Here is a 20,279-nt window from a genome sequence, read left to right as displayed (position 1 = left end):
CCGGGGCGTGGCTAATCGACGCGCAGTTGCGCTGGTCACCGGCGCGAGCCGCGGCATCGGGGCCGAAGTAGCACGGTCGCTGGCAGTTGCCGGCTTCGATCTGCTGCTGACCGCGCGTTCCGCGCACGACCTGGAGGCCGTGGCCAAGGATGTCCGCGCGGGCGGTGGGCGTGCATCCTGCCTCGCCGCGGACGCCGAGGAGCCGGCCAGCAGCGCGGCCGCCGTCGAAGCCGCGCAGCGGACTTTCGGAAGGCTCGATGCACTGGTGTGCTGCGCCGGCGTGCTGGACGTCGTGAAACTGCGCGACGCCAGCGACGAGCGGCTGCTGCGCAGCCTGTCGCTGAACCTGCTCGCACCGATGCGCTTCGCGCGCGACACGGCGCGCGCGATGGCGCAGCAGCGCGGCGGCCGCATCGTCTTCGTCGCCTCCACCTTCGCTTTCGTCAGCGCGGCCGGATACAGCCTGTACACGGCTTCCAAGGCGGGGCTGGTCGGCCTGACGCGGGCACTGGCGCTGGAACTGGTGGACGACGGCATCCGCGTCAATGCCATAGCGCCCGGGCAGGTGCGCACGCGATGCTGCAGCCGGTGCTGCAGCGCTTCGGCGAAGAGCGGGTCGCCCGTCACATTCCGGCGAAGCGCATCGCCGAACCCGCGGAGATCGCGGCGGCCGTGAAGTTCCTGGTCGTGGAGGCGCCGGACTTCATGACCAGCGACGTCATGACCATCGACGGAGGGTATCTGTGCCGCTGATGAACGCACCGCCGGGCGTGCTGCAGGGGCTGCTGGTCGTCGATTTCACGCAGGCCATCGCCGGGCCGTTCGCGACACGCGTACTGGCGGAAATGGGTGCCCGCGTCATTAAGATCGAGTCTCCGCGCGGCGATCTGGTTCGCGGCGTGCAATGCAGACCGGAGCAGGGATGGGGGCCGATGTTCGGCCACGGCTCCGCCGGCAAGGAGTCGATCTGCGTGGACATGCAGCATCCCGACGGCCATCGCGTCGTCGATGCGCTGCTCGACCGGGCGGACGTCATCGTCGAGAACTTCCGGCCGGGCACGCTGGAGCGATGGGGCTTCGATCCACGCGAGCTCGTCGAGCGCCCGCGGCACCCAGTCGTGTGCAGCGTCAGCGGGTTTGGACGGGGTACCGAGCAGTCGGCATGGTCTGCCACCGACCCCCTGGGGCAGGCCTTCACCGGCATGACCTTCATGATCGGCAGCGACGGCGAACGCCCGTACCTGGCAGCCAACGGCATTGCAGATACCTCGACGGCGATGGCCGCCGCGGTTGCCATCCTCGCAGCGATCATCGGACGGCAGCGTGACGGGCGGGGTCGTTACCTCGACGTGGCAATGGCCGATGTCATGCTGGCGATGGACTGCGTGGTGAACCCGGTGGCGGCCGCCTTCGACGACGAGCAATGGCGGCCGCTGGGCCATGATCATCCCGCTGTCTGCCCATTCGGCGTGTTCAGGGCGTCCGACGGCTTCGTCGTCATCCAGGGCATGGGCCAGGGCGAGCAAAGTACGTGGGGCCGGCTGTGTGTTGCGATCGACGCGCAGGACCTGCTCACCGATGCGCGCACGGCCGGCGAAGCGGCGCGCCTGCACAACCGGGATGTCGTCAACGGCCGCATCGCCGCCTGGGTGGCGACGCGCACCCGCGATGACGTGGTCCGGCACCTGCAGGCGAGCGGCACGCTCGCCGGACCGGTGCTGTCTCCGTACGAAGCAGTGAACCACCCGTTCTACGAACGGCGCAACGGCGTGAAGCCAGTTGCCGTCGATGACGCCGGCGTCGCGCGGCGGAAGATGGTGGCGATGCCGTTCTCCGCCTCGGGGCTCACGGGCGCGCCGGCCCGCCCTCCGATGCGGGGCGAGCATACGCGCGCGGTGCTCGCCGAGGTCCTGGGCATGTCGACCGAGCGCATCGACGCCCTGTATACGGCGCGCGCCGTGGCGACGTCCGATCAGTGGCCATGAACGGCCTGGTCGCCAGTCCGATTCACGTGCCGCAAGCAGTCCTCGATGATCTGCAGCGGCGGTTGCGGGCAACGCGTTGGCCCGATGAACTGGACGATGCGCGCGGTGTGTGGGGCCCTCGCCTCGGGTGGATACAGCAGGTGTGCCGGACGTGGGCCGACGCATACGACTGGCGCAGCACCGAAGCGCGGCTGGCCGCGTATCCGCAGTACGAAACGGTCATCGACGGGCAGCGCATCCACTTCCTGTGGATCCGCAGCGCCGCATCGCGCCGCGTGCCGCTGCTGATGACGCACGGCTGGCCCGGCTCCATCGTCGAGTTCCTCGACGTCATCGACCCGCTCGTGGCGCCGGAGCGCTTCGGCGTGCCCGATGCGGTCGGCTTCGACCTGGTGCTGCCGTCGCTCCCGGGCTACGGCTTCTCCGGGCCGACCGTGGCCAGCGGCTGGGACATGACCAGAGTCGCGCAGACCTGGCGCCGGCTGATGCAGGTGCTGGGCTATGGCCGCTACGCTGCGCAAGGCGGCGACTGGGGCTCGATGGTCTCCACGCGTCTGGCGCTACTCGCGCCCGACGAGATGCTGGGCCTGCATCTGAACATGGCGCTGGCGCCGCGGCGCCCCGGCGCGATCTCGGACACCGAGCAGACCGACCTGGACGACGTGGTGCGTTTCGTCAAGACAGGTTCGGCCTACCAGGTGATCCAGGGCCGGTCGCCGCAGACGCTGGCCTATGGTCTCAACGACTCGCCCGCCGGGCTGGCGGCCTGGATACTGGACAAGTTCCAGCGCTGGTCGGACAACGACGGCGATGTCGAACAGGCGATCCCGCTGAATCGGCTGCTGGACAATCTCACCGTCTACTGGATCACGAGCACCATCAATTCCTCGACGCGATTGTACGCCGAGGCGCAGCGAGCCGGCGACTTCGGCGCGGCCACCGGCCGGGTCAGCGTGCCTACCGGCATCGCGATCTATCCGAAGGAAATGTTCCGCTATCCGCGTTCATGGCTGGATCAGGCGTTCAATGTGGTCCACTACCGCCGCATGCCGCGCGGCGGTCATTTCGCAGCGATGGAAGAACCGGATCTTTTCGTTGCCGACGTGCGCGAGTTCTTTGGCGACCTGCTGGCAGCAAGCCCGGAGAGACTCGACTAGCCGCGTCCGTTGCCGTGCCCGACCTGGCGACGGCCGCGCTCGCGGACTTCGACGCTGCTGCGCGCCAGCCCTGCCCGCTGCAGCGATCCAGCCCACGCACGCGCGCGTTCGGCCTCCATCCGCAACCCCTGTTCGAGGGTGACGCCCGCGCCGTCGTCGATCAGCCGCTTGTAGGCCGAGAGCATGTCGTCGTCAATGGACAGCATGTCGGCGGCCAGCGCCAGCGCCTGCGGCAGAAGCTGCTCCGGCGGTACGACCCGGTTGACGAGTCCCCAGCCCTCGGCCTGCGTCGCGGAAACGAAATTGCCGGTCAATGCCATCTCCTTGGCGCGGCCCCCGCCGATGCGGCGCGGCAGCAGCTGGGACAGACCCCAGCTCGGCAGCACGCCGACGCGCGCGTGCGTATCAGCAAAGCGGGCGCTGGTGGAAGCGATGAGGATGTCGCAGGCCAGCGCCAGTTCCAATCCGCCGGTGACGGCCGCGCCGTTGACGGCGCCGATGATCGGGCGCCGGCAGCGCCGCATCGCTGCGACGGGATCGTCCGCGTCCTGGGAGACGACGACGGCTGCCGGATCGGCCAGGCCACTCAGCTCCTTCAGGTCGAGGCCGGCGCAGAATGCGGAGCCGGCACCCGTCAGGACGATGACGCCGGCATCCGCATCGAGCGCATCGAAGACCTGAGCCAGCGCACGGCGCATCGGCGGCGTCAACGCATTCGCCGCGTGCGGCCGGTTCAGCGTGACCAGTGCGCAACCCGGCAGCAGCTGCCCGACGAGAACCAGCTGCGCCTTCGCATCCGGCGAAGCGCTGTGTCGGCTCCCGCTCACGAGCGGCGCGCCTGCTTGTCTGCTGCATCGGTGCGCCGGGCGGCCTCCCGGGCTTCGAGCAACTGCTGCGGCGTCCATGACGCCAGGTGGGCGAAGTTGCCTCCGCTGGCCAGGTGTTCTGCGCCGTCGATAGCGATCGTTTCGCCGTTGACATAGCCGGCGCCGTCGGACAACAGAAAGACGGCCAGATTCGCCAGCTCGGTCATGCGGCCGGCACGGCGCATCGGATTGCGCGACGCCGGGTCGTAGCTGGACCCTCCGGGATCGAGGCGCGCGCTCATGCCCGGCGTCGGGAAGAGCCCCGGAGCGATGGCATTCAAGCGCAGGCCGCGCGGACCCCATTCCACGGCCAGCGACTGCGTCATCGCGCGCAGCGCCGCCTTCGACATCGCCGAAGGCACAGTGAACGGCGACCCATTCCACACCCAGGTCGTCAGCATCGATACCACCGATGCGCGCCGGCCTTCGGCCAGCCACCGCTTCGCGCATTCCAGTGTGACCAGGAACGATCCGCGGAAGACCGTGTTCGCGATGGCATCGAAGCCGCGCGGCGAAAGATCCTCGGTCCGGCTGAGGAAGTTGCCAGCCGCATTGTTCACCAGGCCGGTCAGCGGGCCGCCATCGGACCAGACGTGGTCGATCAGCTCAACGATGGCCTCGTGCTGGCGCAGATCGCATTGAAGCGGCACGACGCGGCCGGCATGCGCGCTCTGCAGCTCGGAGGCCGTGCGTTGCAGCACGTCGCTGCGCCGCCCGCAGATGTAGACCTCACTGCCCAGCAGCAGGCAGGCTTCGGCGATGACGCGGCCCAGCCCCGTACCGCCTCCGGTCACCAGTACGCGCTGTCCGGCCAGCAGGCCGGGCCTGAACATCAGTTCATCGTGGTCCATGGAGCCTCACGCGTCAGCGACCCGGGTACCTTGGCCTGCGCTTCTCGAGAAAGGCGGTCACGCCTTCTGCGAAGTCCTCGCCCTGCGTGCATAGCACCTGATTGCGGTCCTCCATCGCGATGACCGCCTCCATGGAGCCGGCGTCGATCGCGTAGCTCAGAGCGTCCTTGGTCAGCCGCAGTCCCAGCGGCGTCGCGCTCAACATGTCCTCCGCCATCGCCTGCGCCTCGGCACGCAATTCGGCCAGCGCGCCGACGCGGCTCACCAGCCCCAGCGCCTGCGCGCGCCCGGCATCGATGAAGCGGCCGGTCAGCATCAGCTCCGAGGCGACGGACGCCCCGACCATGCGCGGCAGGAAATAACTGACGCCGACGTCGCAGGCGCTGAGGCCCAGTCGGATGAACGCCGCGTTCATGCGTGCGTCCGGCGTAGCGAGCCTGACGTCGGACGCCAACGCCAGCCCGAATCCACCGCCGCTGGCCGCGCCCTGCACGATGCTGATGATCGGCTGCGGACAGCGCCGCATCGCGAGCATGACGTCGCGCACCTTCGTCTGCCGTTCGAGCATGTCGGTCACGCCTTCTCGCGCGCCGGAGGGCTGTAGGTCCTTCAGATCGAGACCGGCGCAGAACGCGCGTCCCGCGCCCTCGAGAATCACGACACGCACCGCGGGAAGCGTCTTCAGGCCATTGAAGAAGTCGTGCAGCTCGGCGATCAGCCGCGGGTTGAGCGCATTCAGCCGCTCGGGGCGGTTCAGCGTCACCCGTGCGATCGCTTCCTCGGCGGCGACGATCAGATGTTCGTAGGTCATCGGGGTTGCACGCGTGGCGGTGTTCCGGCGGCTCACAGCGCTCGCGCGATCAGCTCCTTCATGATCTCGTTCGTGCCCCCGTAGATGCGCTGTACGCGCGCATCGACGAACATGCGGGCGATCAGATATTCGTTCATGTAGCCGTAGCCGCCGTGCAGCTGCAGGCATTCGTCGATGACCTTGCCCTGCTGCTCGCTGGCCCACAGCTTCAGCATCGCGGCCGTCACGTTGTCTAGCGTGCCGGCGACCAGCCTTTCCACGCATTGATCGACGAAGGTGCGCGCCACTCTCGCGATCGTCGCTATCTCGGCCAGCCGGAAGCGGGTGTTCTGGAAATCCGCGACCGGCTGTCCGAAAGCCTGCCGGTTCCGCACGTACGCCAGCGTCTCCTCGTACGCGCCCTCGATAGCCGCGGCGGCCATCACGCCGATGATCGTGCGTTCGTAGGGCAGATCGGACATCAGCTGGTAGAAGCCCCGGCCCTCCTGGCCGCCGAGCAGGTTGGCGGCAGGCACCTCAACGTCGTCGAAGAACAGCTCCGACGTGTCCTGGGCTTTCAGCCCGATCTTGTCCATCACGCGGCCGACGCGGTAGCCCTCCGCTCCGGCGGTCTCGACGATCAGTATCGATGTCCCTCGCGCGCGCTGCGCTGGATCGGTCTTGGCGACCACCAGCACGAGGCCCGCCAGGAAGCCGTTGGTTATGAAGGTCTTCGAGCCGCTGATCACGTAGCGGTCGCCGTGCCGCTCGGCGCGAGTCCTCACGGCCTGCAGGTCGGAGCCCGCGCCGGGTTCGGTCATCGCGATCGCACCCACCAGCTCGCCGCGCGCCATGCGCGGCAGGTAGCGCTGCCTCTGCTCCTCGGTGCCGTGATTCAGCAGGTAGTGCGCGACGATGCTGTGCACCGAAGGACTCATGCCGGTCAGGCCGCGCCGCGCCATCGCGTCGTAGAACACTGCTTCGTGCCTGAAGTCACCGCCGCCGCCGCCGTACTGGTCCGGTATGTCGGAACACAGCAGACCGACCTCGCCGGCGCGTTTCCAGATATCCAGGCCGACATGGCCGCGCCTGCGCGCTTCCTCGTCGAGCGGCAGCATCTCCTTTTCGACGAAGCGCGTCACCGTGTCCCGATAGGACGCGACGTCTTTGTCCAGCCAGGAGATGCTCAGGTCGATACCCACGTCAGCCGTCCGGGCGAATCGTCATGCCGGATGCACGGTTTCAACGCGGCTGGCCGCGTCGGTCGGAGCTTCCCATGCACGCAGCAGCGACTCGGCGTCGACCTCTCCCGTGGCGGACCGGGGCGGTCCGGCAGGGGTACGGCCGAAGCGGGGCGCCGGTGCGGGCTGCACGACACCGTCGACGTCGATGAAGGTCCGGCGCGCCACGTTGTGAGGATGGTGAGGCGCTTCGTCCCAGTCCAGCACCGGAGCAAAGCAGGCGTCGCTGCCTTCCAGCAGCGCACACCACTCGTCGCGTGTGCGGGTCTTGAAGACGTCGGCCAGTCGCAGCTTCAGCAGCGGCCACAGCCGCGGATCCATCTGGTCGTCGAACAGCGGGTCATCGATGCCGCAGCGCTCGCGCAGCGTCCTGTAGAACTGCGGCTCAATTGCACCGATGGCGACGAAGCGGCCGTCCGCGCACGCGTAGGTGTCGTAGAAGTGCGATCCGCCGTCGAGCAGGTTCTCGCCGCGCTGGTTGCTCCACGCACCTTCGGCCTTCATGCCGTACATCATCGCCGACAGCAGCGCTGCGCCGTCGGTCATCGCAGCGTCCACGACCTGCCCCTTGCCGGAGTTGCGCGCTTCGTGAACCGCGCACAGGATGCCGAAGGCCAGCAGCATGCCGCCGCCGCCGAAGTCGCCGAGGTAGTTCAGCGGGACGACCGGCGCTTCGCCCGAGCGGCCGATCGCGTGCAGCGCGCCGCTGATGGCGACATAGTTGATATCGTGTCCGGCGGCCTGTGCCAGGGGTCCCGTCTGGCCCCATCCGGTCATGCGGCCATACACCAGCCGCGCATTGCGCGCGAGGCAGTCGTCAGGGCCTAGTCCCAACCGCTCCATGACGCCGGGCCGGAATCCCTCCATCAGCACGTCGGCGCGCTCGATGAGCCGGAGCACGGTGCTTCGCGGCCCCGGCTCGTGCAGGTCTGCCACGACCGCTCTGCGGCCCCGTCCCAGCACGTTCATTCCCGCCTGTGCGAGGACCGGTCTGGCAGGGCGCTCGATACGCACCACGTCGGCGCCCAGATCGGCGAGCATCATTGCTGCGAAGGGCGCCGGCCCTATGCCGGCCATTTCGATCACCCTCATGCCTGTCAACGGTCCGGGCATCGGTCGAACCCTATCTGCGTCTCGCCATCCGTTGTGGACAGGAAATGCTGGCATGCGGGCCATGCGCCCGGATCGTCCGAAGCGACGAGTTATGCGGCCCCTCCGGCAGCTCGGCCGGGAAACTGCGGGTCGCGTCGGGCCAGGAACGCGCTGACGCCTTCCGTGAAGTCCGGGCTGTGCAGCAGCCGTCGCTGCCGGTCGGCCTCGTAGCGCAACTGGGTTTCCAGTGCATTGGTCTCGGAGACGTCCAGGGCGCGGCGCAGTTCCAGCGCGACGCCGTCCGGCAGTGCGGCCAGCGCCAGCGCGATTTGCCGCGTCGCCTCGGTCAGCGCCGGATCGTCCACGCATTGCCAGATCAATCCCCATCGCTCGGCCGCTTCCGCAGTCAGGCGATCGCCCAGCAGCGCGAGGGCGGTCGCACGCGCCTTTCCCGCGAGGCGCGGCAGAAACCACGTCGTGCCCAGGTCCGGCAGGATGCCCAGGCGCGGCACGAAGGGAAGATAGAAGTAGGCGGACCGGGCCGCAATGACGATGTCCGCGGCCAGCGCAAGGCCCACGCCGGCGCCTGCGGCCAGGCCGTTGACCGCGGCGACGACGGGTACGCGCGACTGCCGTAGCTCCGTGATCAGTGGATTGGAAATGTCACGTACCGCATCGGCGATGCGCGTTGCCAGCGCCTGGTGGCCGCCGGTCTCCGCCCAAAGGGCAGGCAGGTTGGCGCCGGCGCAGAATGCACGCCCGGTGCCGGTGATCACCAGCACTCGTACGGCAGGGTTGACTTGCACGCGGGCGACAGCCTCGCGCAAGCGGCACTGCAGCACGGTATCCAGCGGATTGAGCTTTCCGGGCTGGTTCAGCGTCAGGGTCGCGACGCCGCCATCGATGCTGTCCAGAAGGCTGTCGTCGTCCACGGCCGGCTACTACAGCCGCTCGAAGATCGTGACATTGGCCATGCCGCCGCCTTCGCACATGGTCTGCAGGCCGTAGCGCTTCGCACGCTGCTTCAGCGCGTGCAGCAGCGTCGCCGTGAGCTTCGTGCCCGATGCACCCAGCGGGTGGCCCAGCGCAATGGCACCGCCATGGACGTTCAGCCGGTCGGGATCCGCGCCCGTGGCTTTCAGCCAGGCGAGCGGCACCGGCGCGAAAGCCTCGTTGACCTCGTACAGGTCGATGTCGTCGATACGCATGCCGCTGCGGCGCAGGGCTTGTGCCGTTGCCGGAATCGGCGCTTCCAGCATGATCACCGGATCGTGACCCAGGACCGACATATGGTGCACGCGAGCCATCGGCTCCAGCCCCAGCGACTTGAGCCCGTTGGCACTGACCACCACTGCGCCGCTGGCGCCGTCGCAGATCTGGCTTGCGTTCGCCGCGGTGACGCGACCGCCCTCGGCCAGCAGCTTGACTCCGGCAATGGCTTCAAGGCTGGCGTCGAAGCGTATGCCTTCGTCCACAACGTGCCGGGTACCGTCACTGCTGCCGTCCGCAGCGCGCGCGTCGACGGCGACGATCTCGTCCTCGAACCAGCCCTCCTTCGTGGCCTGCGCGGCAAGCTGATGGCTGCGCAGCGCATAGGCGTCGAGCTCCTCCTTGGTGAACTCGTACTTCCTGGCCATCATCTCCGCTCCGCTGAACTGGCTGAACTGCACGCCCGGATAGCGTTGCTGCAGCCGCGGGCTGACATAGGTGCCCAGGCCGTGCCTTTCGGGCAGCGACGACGGGGTGAACATCGGTACACGGGTCATGCTCTCGACGCCGCCGGCGATCACGACGTCCATCGAGCCCGACATCACCGCCTGCGCGGCGAAGTGCAGCGCCTGCTGCGATGATCCGCATTGCCGGTCCAGCGTGACACCGGGAACGGACTCCGGCAGCCGCGATGCCAGCACGGCGTTGCGCGCGACGTTCATCGACTGCTGGCCTACCTGGCTTACGCAGCCCAGCACCACGTCGTCAATGGAGGCCGGGTCGCAATCGGTGCATCCGAGCAGGTCATTGATGACTTCGGCCGCCAGGTCCACCGGATGCCAGCCCGCCAGCTTTCCGCCGCGACGACCACCTGCTACCCGGGTGGCCGCGACGATGTACGCCTCCTGCATCATTCGCTCCTGCGTGAGTTCTGATCGGCGAGTTGGAGTCCGGACGCCGGTCCTAACGTGGCGCCATGCGGATGGCGCCGTCTAGGCGGACGCTCTCGCCGTTGAAGTAGCGGTTGGTCAGCAGCGACTCGACCAGTGCGGCGAATTCGTCCGGGTGGCCCAGCCGCTTCGGGAAAGGAACCGAAGCGCCTAGCGATGTCCGCACGGCATCCGGCAACGTCATCAGCAGCGGCGTTTCGAACAGTCCCGGCTGTATCGTATTGACGCGGATGCCGTCGTTCATCAGGTCGCGCGCAATCGGCAGCGTCATGCCGACGATACCGGCCTTGGATGCCGAGTAGGCGGCCTGGCCGACCTGGCCGTCACTGGCGGCCACCGAGGCCGTATTGACGATGGCGCCGCGCTCGCCGTCGGGGCCGGCCTCGCGCTGCAGCATGCCGGCCGCCGACTTCGCGATGCAGCGGAACGTCCCGATGAGATTGATCTGGATGATGCGTTCGTATGCGTCCAGCGGAAAATGCTGCGGGGTGCCAGTCTGCCTGTCGCGGCTTGCGGTCTTGATTGCATTGCCAGTACCCGCGCAGTTGATCAGCGCCGCTTCCTGTCCGTGAGCGCGGCGCGCGAGTTCGAATCCGGCATCGACCTCGGTCTCGCGGGTCACGTCCACCCTGCAGAACAGGCCGCCGATCTCGCGTGCCAGGGCCTCCCCCGCACCGGGATTGATGTCGAATATGGAAACCTTGACGCCCAGCGCGGCCAAGCGCCGCGCTGTTGCGGCGCCCAAGCCTGAAGCGCCACCCGTGACCACGGCGCTGATGGAGGAGTCGAGCTTCATTGCACCAGTCTAGGAAGGCGGGTGGGCGGTCCGCATCGTCAGAAGCGACGATCTGTGCGCGCAGGGCGCCGTGGCACGGCGCGAACGCGCTATAAAGATGAGATTCAAAGCCGCTCTGAAACGGTCCGCGTCCGGCACTTACGCAAATGCCGACGCAGATGGAGACAATGGAGTCGCAGTCAGCCGTGCTGCTCGCACCATTGCGGGCGAAACTCGTGCCCCCGCATCCCAGCGGGCCGCAGGTCCTCCGGCAATCGGTGATCGACCAGGTATGCGCGCCGCAGGGTGCCAAGCTGGTCCTGATGCGTGCGCCTGCCGGGTTCGGCAAGACCACGGCCATGCTGCAATGTCAGTCGCGGGCGCAGGCAATGGCGATCGCGACGGGCTGGCTCACGCTCGATCGTTCCGATAACGACGCGTCGAGGTTTCTCGCTGGACTTGCTCACAGCGTCACAGCAATCATCGGTGAAGATCCCTCCGGCCCGGGGTTGAACGGGCGCTGTCGCACGACAGGTGACCTCGCGCTGCAGTTGATCTCGTGTCTGTCCAGGTTGGACGATCCATTCGCCATCTTCCTTGATGACTTCGAGACCGTTCGCGAGGCGAGCGTCCTGGGCTGGCTGCGCGAGCTTGTGGATCGTCTACCCCCGCAGGCGCGGCTCGTGGTGGCGTCGCGCAGCCTGCCGGATCTTCGCTTGGGACGGCTGCGTGCCAGGGGTCAGCTGCTGGAGATCGACGCAACCCGTCTTCGCTTCTCGCTGGAAGAGACGGCAGCCTTTTTCGGCTCGCCACCCAGGGGGCCTCTGTCGTTTGAGGACTTGTCCAAGCTGCATGCGAAGACGGAGGGTTGGGTGGCTGCGCTTTGGCTGGCATCCAGAGCGCTGGAACACAGCAAGTCCCCGTCGGAGTTCATCGAGCGCTTCTCTGGGACCGAGCAGGCAGTGGCCGACTACCTGGCCGAGGATGTACTGGAAAGGCAGCCGCCATCGATACGCGCCTTTCTGCTGCGCACTAGCGTACTGCGGCATCTGGAGGCGCCGCTGTGCGACGCGCTGATGCCCGGCGTCGACAGCCGCCAGGTGCTGAAGCGGTTGCAGTCCGCCGATGTGCTGCTGGTGCCGCTGGGCCACGAAGCCAGCACGTTCCGCTATCACAGCCTGTTTGCGCATTTCCTCCAGGCGCAACTGCGGCGGGAACTGCCGCAGGAACTGACGCAACTTCACGCCGAGGCGTCTCGGTGGTATGAGGCTCAGGGCCGTCCGGTGCCAGCCATCGACCATGCACTGGAAGGCCGCGACATCGAGCACGCGGTGCGTCTGCTGTCGCAGCACGCCCCGCGACTGCTTGCGCAGGGGCGCATGCGGCTGCTATCACGCTGGTTCTCGGTAGTGCCGTCGAGTGCGCTTGGAGATCATCCCGAACTTCAGCTGATTCATATCTGGTCCGTGTGCTTCACTCGAGGGCCGTGGGAGGCGATGGATCTTCTGTCCCGCAGCGGCCTGATCGGCTCTAACGACGTGCGCACAGTGCCGCACGTGCGAGCGCTGCAACCCTGTTTGCTCGCCATGATGGACCGCTACGAAGAGGCCTACGCCGCCGGGATCGCCAGCCTGGATCAGGGAGCCAGTGCCGTTCCGTTCGCCGACAACGTGTATGCGAACGCGATGGCCACCATAGCGGCGGTCATCGGCAGATCCGACCAGGCGCGTCGTCTAGTCGATGCGGCACGGCGCGGACAGGGTTCCGGGGCCAGTGAGTTCAACATGATGTACTCCGAAACCGCGGAAGGGATGATCGATCTGCAGGAGGCTCGCCTGAGGCAGGCGACCGCACGTTTCCGCATGGCGGTGACTGCCAATCGCACGGGCGACTACAGCCACACGGAAGGTAATGCCTGGGCCGGCGTTCCGTACGCGCTGTCCGTCTACGAAGGCAACGAGCTCGACCAGTCGGCCCACCTGCTGCACGTATACCTGCCTGTCGCCTGCGATGTCCGGCTGCCGGACCACGTGATCCTAGGTTACATCACGCTGTCACGCATCGCGTTCCTGCGTGGCGACGTCGACCACGCGCTGCAGCTGTTGACTGAGCTTGAGTACGTCGGGCACAAGGGGCGATTGCCGCGCGTGGCCGCGGGCGCAAAGCTGGAGCGCGCACGGCTGCAGCTGTTGCAAGGCCACTATGGCGCGGCGTCCGAGGAGCTCGACCGCACTGCGGATGCCGGCCTCTGGAAGAGAGTCGACTCGCTGCGCTTCCTTGCCAACGATCTTGAATACCTCGATCTGGCCCGGTTGCGATGGGAGTTGCACGCGGGCGATCCCCGCACCGCTGCAATCAGCCTGGCGTCCGCTGCGCAGGGGGCGGAGGAGGCCTCGCGGTTCCGCCGTGCACTGAAGCTGCGTGTCCTGCAGGCGGCTGCGCTTCAGCGCGCGGGGGACCCGACTGCCGCGGCGGTGGTGGCCGGCGCCTTGAAAGTTCTGTGCGGACAGGGCTTCGTCCGTCTGGTGCTGGACGAGGGCGAGATCGTCGGCCCGGTGCTGCATTCGCTGAATGCATCGCTGCAGTCCAGCCCTGCGCTGCACGACGACCCGGTGTTCGTTGACTACGTACAGCATCTGGCAAGCATCTGTCCGGCCAGCGGAAAGTCGACGGCGACATCCGAGGCGACCGGCGCGGCGATCCTGCTGGATCCGCTGACGCGCAAGGAGATACGAGTATTACAGCTGCTGGCCGAAGGGTACTCGAACGGCGCTATGGCCGAGAAGCTGTTCGTGTCGGACAGCACCGTGCGCACGCACCTGCGCAACATCAACACGAAGCTGAACGCACACAGCCGAACGCAGGCGGTAGCCGCGGCCCGGCGGCTCGGGGTCATTCCTTAAAGACGCGCAGTAGTGTCCCAGCGTCTGTCAGAGGAGAAAGAACTGTTGATCGTCGTGCGGCGGCAGAGGCGATGGTGCAAGCAGTCAATTTATCGGTGTTGTCTCGAACATTGTCAGGCTCAGGATCTGCAGGAGTTCGTAAAGGCTATGCGGCAGCAGCGCGCGCTTCTTGACGATGGCGATCAGCACGTAGGTGGCGACCGCGATCCAGATTTGCGTCTTCACCGCGTTCTCGCTGGTGCCGAAGAATGCCTTGATGCGCAGATGCTGTTTGATTCATTTGAAGAACAGTTCGACTTGCCAGCGCAGCCGGTACAGCTCGCCGATCGGCTCGGGCGGCAGCCGCGTGTTGTTGGTCAGGAACACGATGCGCTAGTCGTATGAAGCAACCGCAGCCTTCGAACAGGAAGGCACGTGCCTGGCCCGTGGTTACCTTCAGAGAACCGAGATGACGCCCACCGGCCTGAAGACCAATGCCGCTTCGACCCTTGACCAGGCATCAGGCGAGAAACGGCCTCGACGCGCCGGCCCGTGGTGTTCTCTCATCCGCCGCCGCCCAAGACGGCATACAGTCGCGCCTGACTCACCATCCCGGCCAGGCGCAACAAGATCAGTACCTGCTGCGCGGCGAAGTGGGCGCGTTGCGCGTCCAGCACGGAGAGGTAGCTGTCCGTGCCTTTGTCAAATCGCAGCGTGGCCAGGCGATAGCTGTCCGCCAGGGCCGCCGCGAGCGATTGCTGGGCGGCGACTTGCTCGTCGATCGTACCGCGCACGGCCAGCGCATCGGACACTTCGCGGAATGCTGTCTGGATGGCCCTTTCATACTCGGTCTGGATGATTTCCTGATCCGTCTTGCTGACCCGCAAAGCGGCCCACAGGCGGGCGTCGAAGATCGGCATGACGAACTGCGGCGTAAAGAGCCATGTGCCCGTCCCGGATTCGAACAATCTGGAGAGCTGGTCGCTCGCCGTGCCGAGGGTGGTGGTCAGCGAGATCCGCGGGAACAGCGCCGCTCGCGCGGCACCGATATTGGCATAAGCGCCCTTGAGGCGATGCTCGGCGGCCATCACATCGGGCCGACGCAACAATACATCGGAGGTCAGCCCCCCACTGATCGGCTTCGGCGGCGAGACACTGGCGAGATCCGGGGCCAGCCAGTCTTCCGCAACCGGCGTGCCGACCAGCAGGTCGAGGGCATTCTTGTCCTGAGCGACGAACTGCGTGTAAACGGCGACGTCGCGGCGCGCCGTATCCAGCGGGACTTGCGCACGTTTGAGATCCAGCTCGTTGGCCAGCCCGACCTCGAAGCGTCTCTTCACCAGGGCATGGGCCGCCCGCTGGCTTTCAAGGGTGGCGCGCGAAAGTTGCAGGTTTTCCCGATCAGCAGCCAGGGTGAGGAAGGCACGCGCGACTTCGGCCACCAAAGCAATCTGCGCCCCGCGTCGCGCCTCGTCGGTCGCGAGATATTCCTCCAGCGCCTGAGCGGACAGGCTGCGGATGCGGCCGAAGAAGTCGATCTCCCAGGCGACAATGCCCAGGTCGACGCTGTACCGGCTGTCGGTGCGCGGCTGCCCTTGCTGCAACAGGTCGGCCGAGCGCTGCTCCCTGCTGCCTCCGCCCCGGGCGCCAACGCTCGGAAAGAGCTCCGCCCGCTGGATGCCATACAGGGCCTGTGCCCGCTCGACGTTGAGCGCGGCGAGACGCAGGTCGCGGTTGTTCGCCAGCGCCGTTTCGATGAGCTTATGCAGGCGTGCGTCGGTGAAGAATTCCTGCCACTTCAGCTCGTCCGCGCGCGGCGCGGAGGCATCGGGCGTCGGATAAGCGGGGCCGGCGGGCCAGGCGGACGGTACCGGCGTGTCCGGCTTTTCGTACGTCGGCGCCATCGAACATCCCGCCAACGCCAAGCCAATCAGGGACAGCGCGCACACCAGGGCCTTATTCATGACCCACCCCCCGACGTGCCTTCGACCATAAGCCCTGGTGTGGTCCGGCCAGTGCGCCGCCCGAAAGACTTGTAGATCATGACGTAGAACAACGGGGCAAAGAAGATAACCAGCAGGGTCGAGGTCACCATGCCGCCGAGCACCGCGGTACCGATGGCGGTTTGCGCGCCGGCGCCCGCGCCACCTGCCAGCGCCAGCGGCAGCACGCCGAAGCCGAAGGCCAGCGAGGTCATGACGATGGGGCGCAGGCGCAGCTTGGCCGCTTCCAGCGTGGCTTCGACCAATCCCGCGCCCGCCTCGACGCGCTGCATGGCAAACTGAATGATCAGGATCGCGTTCTTCGTGGTCAGCCCCAGCGTGGTCAGCATGCCGATCTGGAAATAGACGTCGTTAGGCATATGGCGCAGGCTCGAGGCGATCACGCCGCCGATGATTCCCAGCGGCAGCGTCAGCAGAATCGCGACGGGAATCGGCCAGCTCTCGTACAGCGCCGCCAGGCACAGGAATATGACGAAGAGCGAGAAGGCATACAGCAAGGTGGTCTGGGTGCCGGCCATGCGCTCCTGATAGGAAAGGCCGGTCCAGTCATAGCCGATGCCCTGCGGCAGGCGCCCGGCGATTTCTTCCATGGCGCGCATCGCATCGCCGGTGCTGTAGCCAGGCGCCGGACTGCCCCAGATGTTGATCGACGGGAACGCGTTGTAGCGCTCCAGCTTCGGCGAACCACTCACCCATCGGCCGCTGGCGAAGGAGGCGAAGGGCACCATCCTGCCTTCCTTGTTGCGCACCTGGAGCTTTTCCAGGTCCGTGGGCAGCATGCGCAAGGGAGCTTCGGCCTGGACGAAGACCCGTTTCACCCGTCCTGCCTGGATGAAGTCGTTCACGTAGGCGCCGCCAAACGCTGCCGTGATGGTGTTGTGAATGGCGCTGACGGGCACGCCCATGGCGCCGGCCTTGTCCCAGTCGACATCGACGTGGTACTCGGCCGCGTCTTCCATGCCGTTGGGACGGACCTGCATCAGGCGCGGGTCCTGGGCAGCCATGCCCAGCACCATGTTGCGCGCGTTCATCAGGGCTTGATGACCCAGGCCGCCGCGGTCCTGCAACTGGAAGTCGAAACCGCTGGCGTTGCCCAGCTCGATCACCGAAGGCGGCGGAAAGGCGAACACCATTGCCCCCTTGATCTGCGAGAAGGCGCCCATTGCCCGTCCGGCGATGGCCTTGACCTTGAGGTCGGGGCGCTGGCGCAAGTTCCAGTCCTTGAGCTTGGCGAAGCCGATGCCCACGTTCTGCCCCTGGCCGGCGAAACTGGCGCCGGCAACCGTTAGAGACGAATCGACCGCCTCCTTCTCGTTCCGGGCGAAGTGATCGCGCGCCTGATTCATGACCGCCTCGATCTGCTCCAGCGACGATCCCGCCGGCAGCACCGCCTGCATGAGCAGGATGCCTTGGTCCTCGTCGGGCAGATAGGCCGTGGGCATGCGCACGAACAGGAAGCCCAGCCCCGCGACGATCAGCACATAGACGAACACATAGCGCAGCCGCCGCGCCAGGACATGGCCGACGGCGCGCGTGTACCAGTCGCGAAACTTGAAGAAGACATGCTCGAACCACAAGAAGAACGGTCGCAGGAACCAGATGGCGGCTTCGGCGGACTCGTGCCCCTTGGCTACCGGCTTGAGGAAGGTGGCGCACAGCACCGGCGTCAGGACCAGGGCGACCACCACCGACAGCAGCATGGCCGCTGCCACCGTCACGGAAAACTGCCGGTAGATGACGCCGGTGGACCCGCCGAAGAACGCCATCGGCAGGAACACCGCCGCCAGCACAACACCGATGCCGATCAGCGCCGGCGTAATCTGCTCCATGGATTTGGCGGTGGCCTCGCGGGGCGGCAGCCCTTCCTCGCTCATGATGCGTTCGACGTTCTCCACCACCACGATGGCGTCGTCGACCAGCAGGCCGATGGCCAGCACCATCGCGAACATGGTCAGCATGTTGATGGAGAAGCCGAACAGAAACAGCACGAAGAAGGTGCCCAGCAGCACCACCGGCACGGCGAGGGTCGGGATCAGGGTGGCGCGCAGGTTGCCCATGAACAGCCACATGATCAGGAACACCAGCACCACCGCCTCGATCAGAGTCTTGACGACCTCGTCGATGGCGACCTTGGTGAAGGGCGTGGTGTCGTAGGGGTAGATCACCTTCATGCCCGGCGGGAAATAGCGGCTCATCTCCGCCAACTTCTGCTTGACCTTGTCTGCCGTCTCCAGGGCATTGGCGCCGGCGGCCTGGCGAATCGCCAGCGCGGCGGCGGGCTTGCCGAGGTAATTGGCAACGATGTCGTAGCGCTCGGTACCGAGTTCCGTGCGGCCGATGTCCTTGACGCGCACCACCGAGCCATCCGCGTTGGTGCGAATGGGGATGGCCGCGAACTGCTCGGGTGTCTGCAGCAGGTGCTGCACGACGATGGCGGCGTTCATGCGCTGGCCCGGCACGGCCGGCGCGCCGCCCAGCTGGCCGGCGGAAGCTTCGACGTTGTAGGTCCTGAGCGCCGCGATGACGTCCTCGACGGTCAGCCGGTAGCTGGTGAGCTTGTCCGGATCCAGCCAGACGCGCATGGCGTACTGGGAGCCGAAGTTCTCCACTTCGCCGACACCCGGCACGCGCGAGAGGATCTTTTCCAGATTTGACTGCGCGTAGTCGCGCAGATCGTCACCGGTCATGCTGCCGTCCTCGGAAATGAGGCCGACGATCAGCAGGTAGTTGCGCGTCGATTTGCTGACCTTGACTCCCTGCTGCTGCACGACGGCCGGCAGGCTGGCCATGGCGAGCTGCAGCTTGTTCTGCACCTTCGACCAGGCGACATTCGGGTCAGTGCCGGGGGCGAAGGTGAGCTCGATGCGCGATGCGCCCGAGGAGGAACTGGTGCCCGACAGATACAGCATGTCGTCCAGGCCCGTCATCTTCTGCTCGATGATCTGGGTGACCGTGTTTTCCACGGTCTCCGCGGAGGCCCCCGGGAAGAAGGCATCGATGGCGATGGCCGGCGGCGCGATCGGTGGGTACTGGGCGATTGGCAGGTTGTGGATCGCCAGGGCGCCAGCCGCCATCATGGCGATGGCGATGACCCAGGCAAATACCGGCCGGGCGAGAAAGAATTTCGACAGCATGGAGGCCGCTCCCTTATTTCGCTGCGCTGCTTGCGGCGGCTTCCGCGCCCGCGGGCGGCGTGGCGCTGGCCTGGAAGGGCTCGGTCTTGACGGTCACGGGCGTGCCGGGGCGCAGCATCTGCAGGATCTGCACGCCTTCAACGATCACCCGATCGCCGGCGGCGAGCCCTGACGTCACCAACCACTGGTTCCCGATCTCGCGTTCGAGAGTCAGCATCCTCATGCCGACTTTGCCTTCCTTATCGACGACAAAGGCGTAAGGCTCGCCTTTCTGATTTCGCAGTACACCTTGCTGCGGAACGAGGAGCGCCGCTTCGAGGACGCCTTCCTCCACCGTCGCCCGAACGAACATGCCGGGCAAGAGCACGCCCTCTGGATTGGGAAAGACCATGCGCAGGATCACCGATCCCGTGCTGGCGTCCACAGAGACATCGCGGAATTCCAAGGTTCCGCGATGGGCGTAGTTCCGACCGTCCTCCAGTACCAGTCCTACTCTGTTCCGCTCCTTGCTCCCCTGCTGCAAGCCGCCTTCCTCCAGCCGTCGACGCAGACGCAACAGATCGTTGCTGGACTGCGGCACGTCGACGTAGATCGGATCGAACTGTTGAATCGTCGCCAGCGGCGTCGGCTGGTAAGCCGTGACGATGGCCCCCTCGGTCACACTGGACTTACCGATGCGGCCGGAAATCGGGGCCGTAATGCGGGTATAGGCCAGGTTGATGCGGGCGGACTCCATCTGCGCCTTCCAAGTCGCGATGTCCGCCTCGGCCTGCTTGAGGGCCGCGGCGGCGTCATCGAAATCCTGCTGACTGACGGCCTTGTCCGCGAGCAATTCCTTGAAGCGCTCGGCACGGACGCGGATCGCGGGAAGATTGGCTTCGGAACGCGCCAACGCCGCGCGAGCATTGTCCAGCGCCGCTTGGTAAGGAGCCGGATCGATCTGATAGAGCACGTCGCCCGCCCGGATCTGCGCGCCTTCCGTAAACTGCCGCTTTTGGATCAGACCATTGACCTGCGGCCGAAGCTCAGCGACGCGGAAAGCCGAGGTGCGCCCCGGCAACCGGGTGGAGAGCGTAACCTTCTGCGGCTGAATGGTTATGACGGAAACCTGCGGCGTGCCCCCGCCTGGACCGCCTGCCGGCGGCTTGCCGCCCGGACTGCAGGCAACAAGAAAGATCACGAGCAAACCGGCGGCAGGGAGTCTGGGCAGGTTCATTGGAGCGGTCCTCAAAGCGAATAGATGCGAAGAAAACAATCGACGATGCGTTCAGCGCGCCTGGGTAGCACGGCCGCCTCGGCCGCGTCGGCACAGAACAGACGGCGGGTATGCTCGAAGCCCATCAG

At 66.6% G+C, this 20,279-nt stretch carries 15 protein-coding genes and 1 pseudogene; 4 read left to right on the top strand and 12 right to left on the bottom strand.

Annotation, left to right across the window (positions count from 1 at the left end):
• The first annotated feature begins 7 nt into the window (after positions 1–7).
• The 3 genes from PKA16_RS10020 to PKA16_RS10010 all read left to right on the top strand — a co-directional run bounded on the left by PKA16_RS10020 (position 8) and on the right by PKA16_RS10010 (position 3,142).
• A complete protein-coding gene (locus PKA16_RS10020; protein WP_324402849.1) occupies positions 8–676 on the top strand; it encodes an SDR family oxidoreductase in 669 nt (222 codons plus the stop codon).
• 76 nt (positions 677–752) lie between these two features.
• Positions 753–1,985 (top strand): CoA transferase, encoded by a 1,233-nt coding sequence (locus PKA16_RS10015; protein WP_324402896.1) that lies wholly within the window; start codon positions 753–755, stop codon positions 1,983–1,985.
• Complete coding sequence (locus PKA16_RS10010) at positions 1,982–3,142, top strand: epoxide hydrolase (protein WP_324402847.1); 1,161 nt, start codon at positions 1,982–1,984, stop codon at positions 3,140–3,142. Before PKA16_RS10015 ends, PKA16_RS10010 begins: the two co-directional genes overlap by 4 nt.
• On the opposite strand, the gene PKA16_RS10005 is transcribed toward PKA16_RS10010, so the two are convergent.
• From PKA16_RS10005 to PKA16_RS09970, 8 genes are all read right to left on the bottom strand, one after another.
• Positions 3,139–3,969: an enoyl-CoA hydratase gene (locus tag PKA16_RS10005; protein ID WP_324402845.1), complete on the bottom strand. Its 831-nt coding sequence runs from the start codon at positions 3,967–3,969 to the stop codon at positions 3,139–3,141. The genes PKA16_RS10010 and PKA16_RS10005 overlap by 4 nt on opposite strands.
• Positions 3,966–4,859 carry an SDR family oxidoreductase gene (locus tag PKA16_RS10000; RefSeq protein WP_324402843.1) on the bottom strand — a complete coding sequence of 298 codons (894 nt, stop codon included), beginning with the start codon at positions 4,857–4,859 and terminating at the stop codon, positions 3,966–3,968. Before PKA16_RS10000 ends, PKA16_RS10005 begins: the two co-directional genes overlap by 4 nt.
• Before the next feature lie 13 nt (positions 4,860–4,872).
• The gene (locus tag PKA16_RS09995) at positions 4,873–5,670 is read right to left on the bottom strand and encodes an enoyl-CoA hydratase-related protein (protein ID WP_324402841.1); all 798 of its coding nucleotides are present in this window, start codon (positions 5,668–5,670) and stop codon (positions 4,873–4,875) included.
• A gap of 32 nt (positions 5,671–5,702) precedes the next feature.
• Positions 5,703–6,851, bottom strand: coding sequence for an acyl-CoA dehydrogenase family protein (locus tag PKA16_RS09990; protein WP_324402839.1), 1,149 nt, complete (start codon positions 6,849–6,851; stop codon positions 5,703–5,705).
• Between the two features lie 21 nt (positions 6,852–6,872).
• A complete protein-coding gene (locus PKA16_RS09985; protein WP_324402837.1) occupies positions 6,873–8,003 on the bottom strand; it encodes a CaiB/BaiF CoA-transferase family protein in 1,131 nt (376 codons plus the stop codon).
• An 89-nt stretch (positions 8,004–8,092) separates the two neighbouring features.
• Positions 8,093–8,914, bottom strand: a complete 822-nt coding sequence (locus tag PKA16_RS09980; RefSeq protein WP_324402835.1) for an enoyl-CoA hydratase-related protein — start codon at positions 8,912–8,914, stop codon at positions 8,093–8,095.
• A 9-nt stretch (positions 8,915–8,923) separates the two neighbouring features.
• Positions 8,924–10,102 (bottom strand): acetyl-CoA C-acetyltransferase, encoded by a 1,179-nt coding sequence (locus tag PKA16_RS09975; RefSeq protein ID WP_324402833.1) that lies wholly within the window; start codon positions 10,100–10,102, stop codon positions 8,924–8,926.
• A 52-nt stretch (positions 10,103–10,154) separates the two neighbouring features.
• Positions 10,155–10,937, bottom strand: coding sequence for an SDR family NAD(P)-dependent oxidoreductase (locus PKA16_RS09970; protein WP_324402831.1), 783 nt, complete (start codon positions 10,935–10,937; stop codon positions 10,155–10,157).
• 146 nt (positions 10,938–11,083) lie between these two features.
• On the opposite strand from PKA16_RS09970, the gene PKA16_RS09965 reads away from it, so the two are divergent.
• A complete protein-coding gene (locus PKA16_RS09965) occupies positions 11,084–13,819 on the top strand; it encodes a LuxR C-terminal-related transcriptional regulator (protein WP_324402829.1) in 2,736 nt (911 codons plus the stop codon).
• Between the two features lie 87 nt (positions 13,820–13,906).
• On the opposite strand, the pseudogene PKA16_RS09960 reads toward PKA16_RS09965, so the two are convergent.
• The 4 genes and pseudogenes from PKA16_RS09960 to PKA16_RS09945 all read right to left on the bottom strand — a co-directional run.
• A pseudogene (locus PKA16_RS09960) lies at positions 13,907–14,188 on the bottom strand (transposase); the annotation flags it as partial.
• A gap of 173 nt (positions 14,189–14,361) precedes the next feature.
• Positions 14,362–15,762, bottom strand: coding sequence for an efflux transporter outer membrane subunit (locus tag PKA16_RS09955; RefSeq protein ID WP_324402827.1), 1,401 nt, complete (start codon positions 15,760–15,762; stop codon positions 14,362–14,364).
• On the bottom strand, positions 15,759–18,935 hold the full coding sequence (locus PKA16_RS09950) for an efflux RND transporter permease subunit (RefSeq protein WP_324402825.1): 3,177 nt from the start codon (positions 18,933–18,935) through the stop codon (positions 15,759–15,761). Before PKA16_RS09950 ends, PKA16_RS09955 begins: the two co-directional genes overlap by 4 nt.
• Before the next feature lie 13 nt (positions 18,936–18,948).
• Positions 18,949–20,151 (bottom strand): efflux RND transporter periplasmic adaptor subunit, encoded by a 1,203-nt coding sequence (locus PKA16_RS09945; protein WP_324402823.1) that lies wholly within the window; start codon positions 20,149–20,151, stop codon positions 18,949–18,951.
• Positions 20,152–20,279: the final 128 nt, after the last annotated feature.

Origin of the sequence: Ottowia sp. (genome assembly GCF_035325765.1) — a bacterium.
Lineage (GTDB): Bacteria > Pseudomonadota > Gammaproteobacteria > Burkholderiales > Burkholderiaceae_C > Ottowia.
This window is presented reverse-complemented; position numbering and strand designations above follow the sequence as displayed.

What these genes read in the sequence shown, in the direction of transcription:
- PKA16_RS09995 (WP_324402841.1), bottom strand. Translation starts at nt 5,670, where the DNA reads ATGACCTACGAACATCTGATCGTCGCCGCCGAGGAAGCGATCGCACGG.
- PKA16_RS10010 (WP_324402847.1), top strand. Translation starts at nt 1,982, where the DNA reads ATGAACGGCCTGGTCGCCAGTCCGATTCACGTGCCGCAAGCAGTCCTC.
- PKA16_RS10015 (WP_324402896.1), top strand. Translation starts at nt 753, where the DNA reads ATGAACGCACCGCCGGGCGTGCTGCAGGGGCTGCTGGTCGTCGATTTC.
- PKA16_RS09955 (WP_324402827.1), bottom strand. Translation starts at nt 15,762, where the DNA reads ATGAATAAGGCCCTGGTGTGCGCGCTGTCCCTGATTGGCTTGGCGTTG.
- PKA16_RS09945 (WP_324402823.1), bottom strand. Translation starts at nt 20,151, where the DNA reads ATGAACCTGCCCAGACTCCCTGCCGCCGGTTTGCTCGTGATCTTTCTT.
- PKA16_RS09970 (WP_324402831.1), bottom strand. Translation starts at nt 10,937, where the DNA reads ATGAAGCTCGACTCCTCCATCAGCGCCGTGGTCACGGGTGGCGCTTCA.
- PKA16_RS09975 (WP_324402833.1), bottom strand. Translation starts at nt 10,102, where the DNA reads ATGCAGGAGGCGTACATCGTCGCGGCCACCCGGGTAGCAGGTGGTCGT.
- PKA16_RS09965 (WP_324402829.1), top strand. Translation starts at nt 11,084, where the DNA reads ATGCCGACGCAGATGGAGACAATGGAGTCGCAGTCAGCCGTGCTGCTC.
- PKA16_RS10000 (WP_324402843.1), bottom strand. Translation starts at nt 4,859, where the DNA reads ATGGACCACGATGAACTGATGTTCAGGCCCGGCCTGCTGGCCGGACAG.
- PKA16_RS09950 (WP_324402825.1), bottom strand. Translation starts at nt 18,935, where the DNA reads ATGCTGTCGAAATTCTTTCTCGCCCGGCCGGTATTTGCCTGGGTCATC.
- PKA16_RS09985 (WP_324402837.1), bottom strand. Translation starts at nt 8,003, where the DNA reads ATGCCCGGACCGTTGACAGGCATGAGGGTGATCGAAATGGCCGGCATA.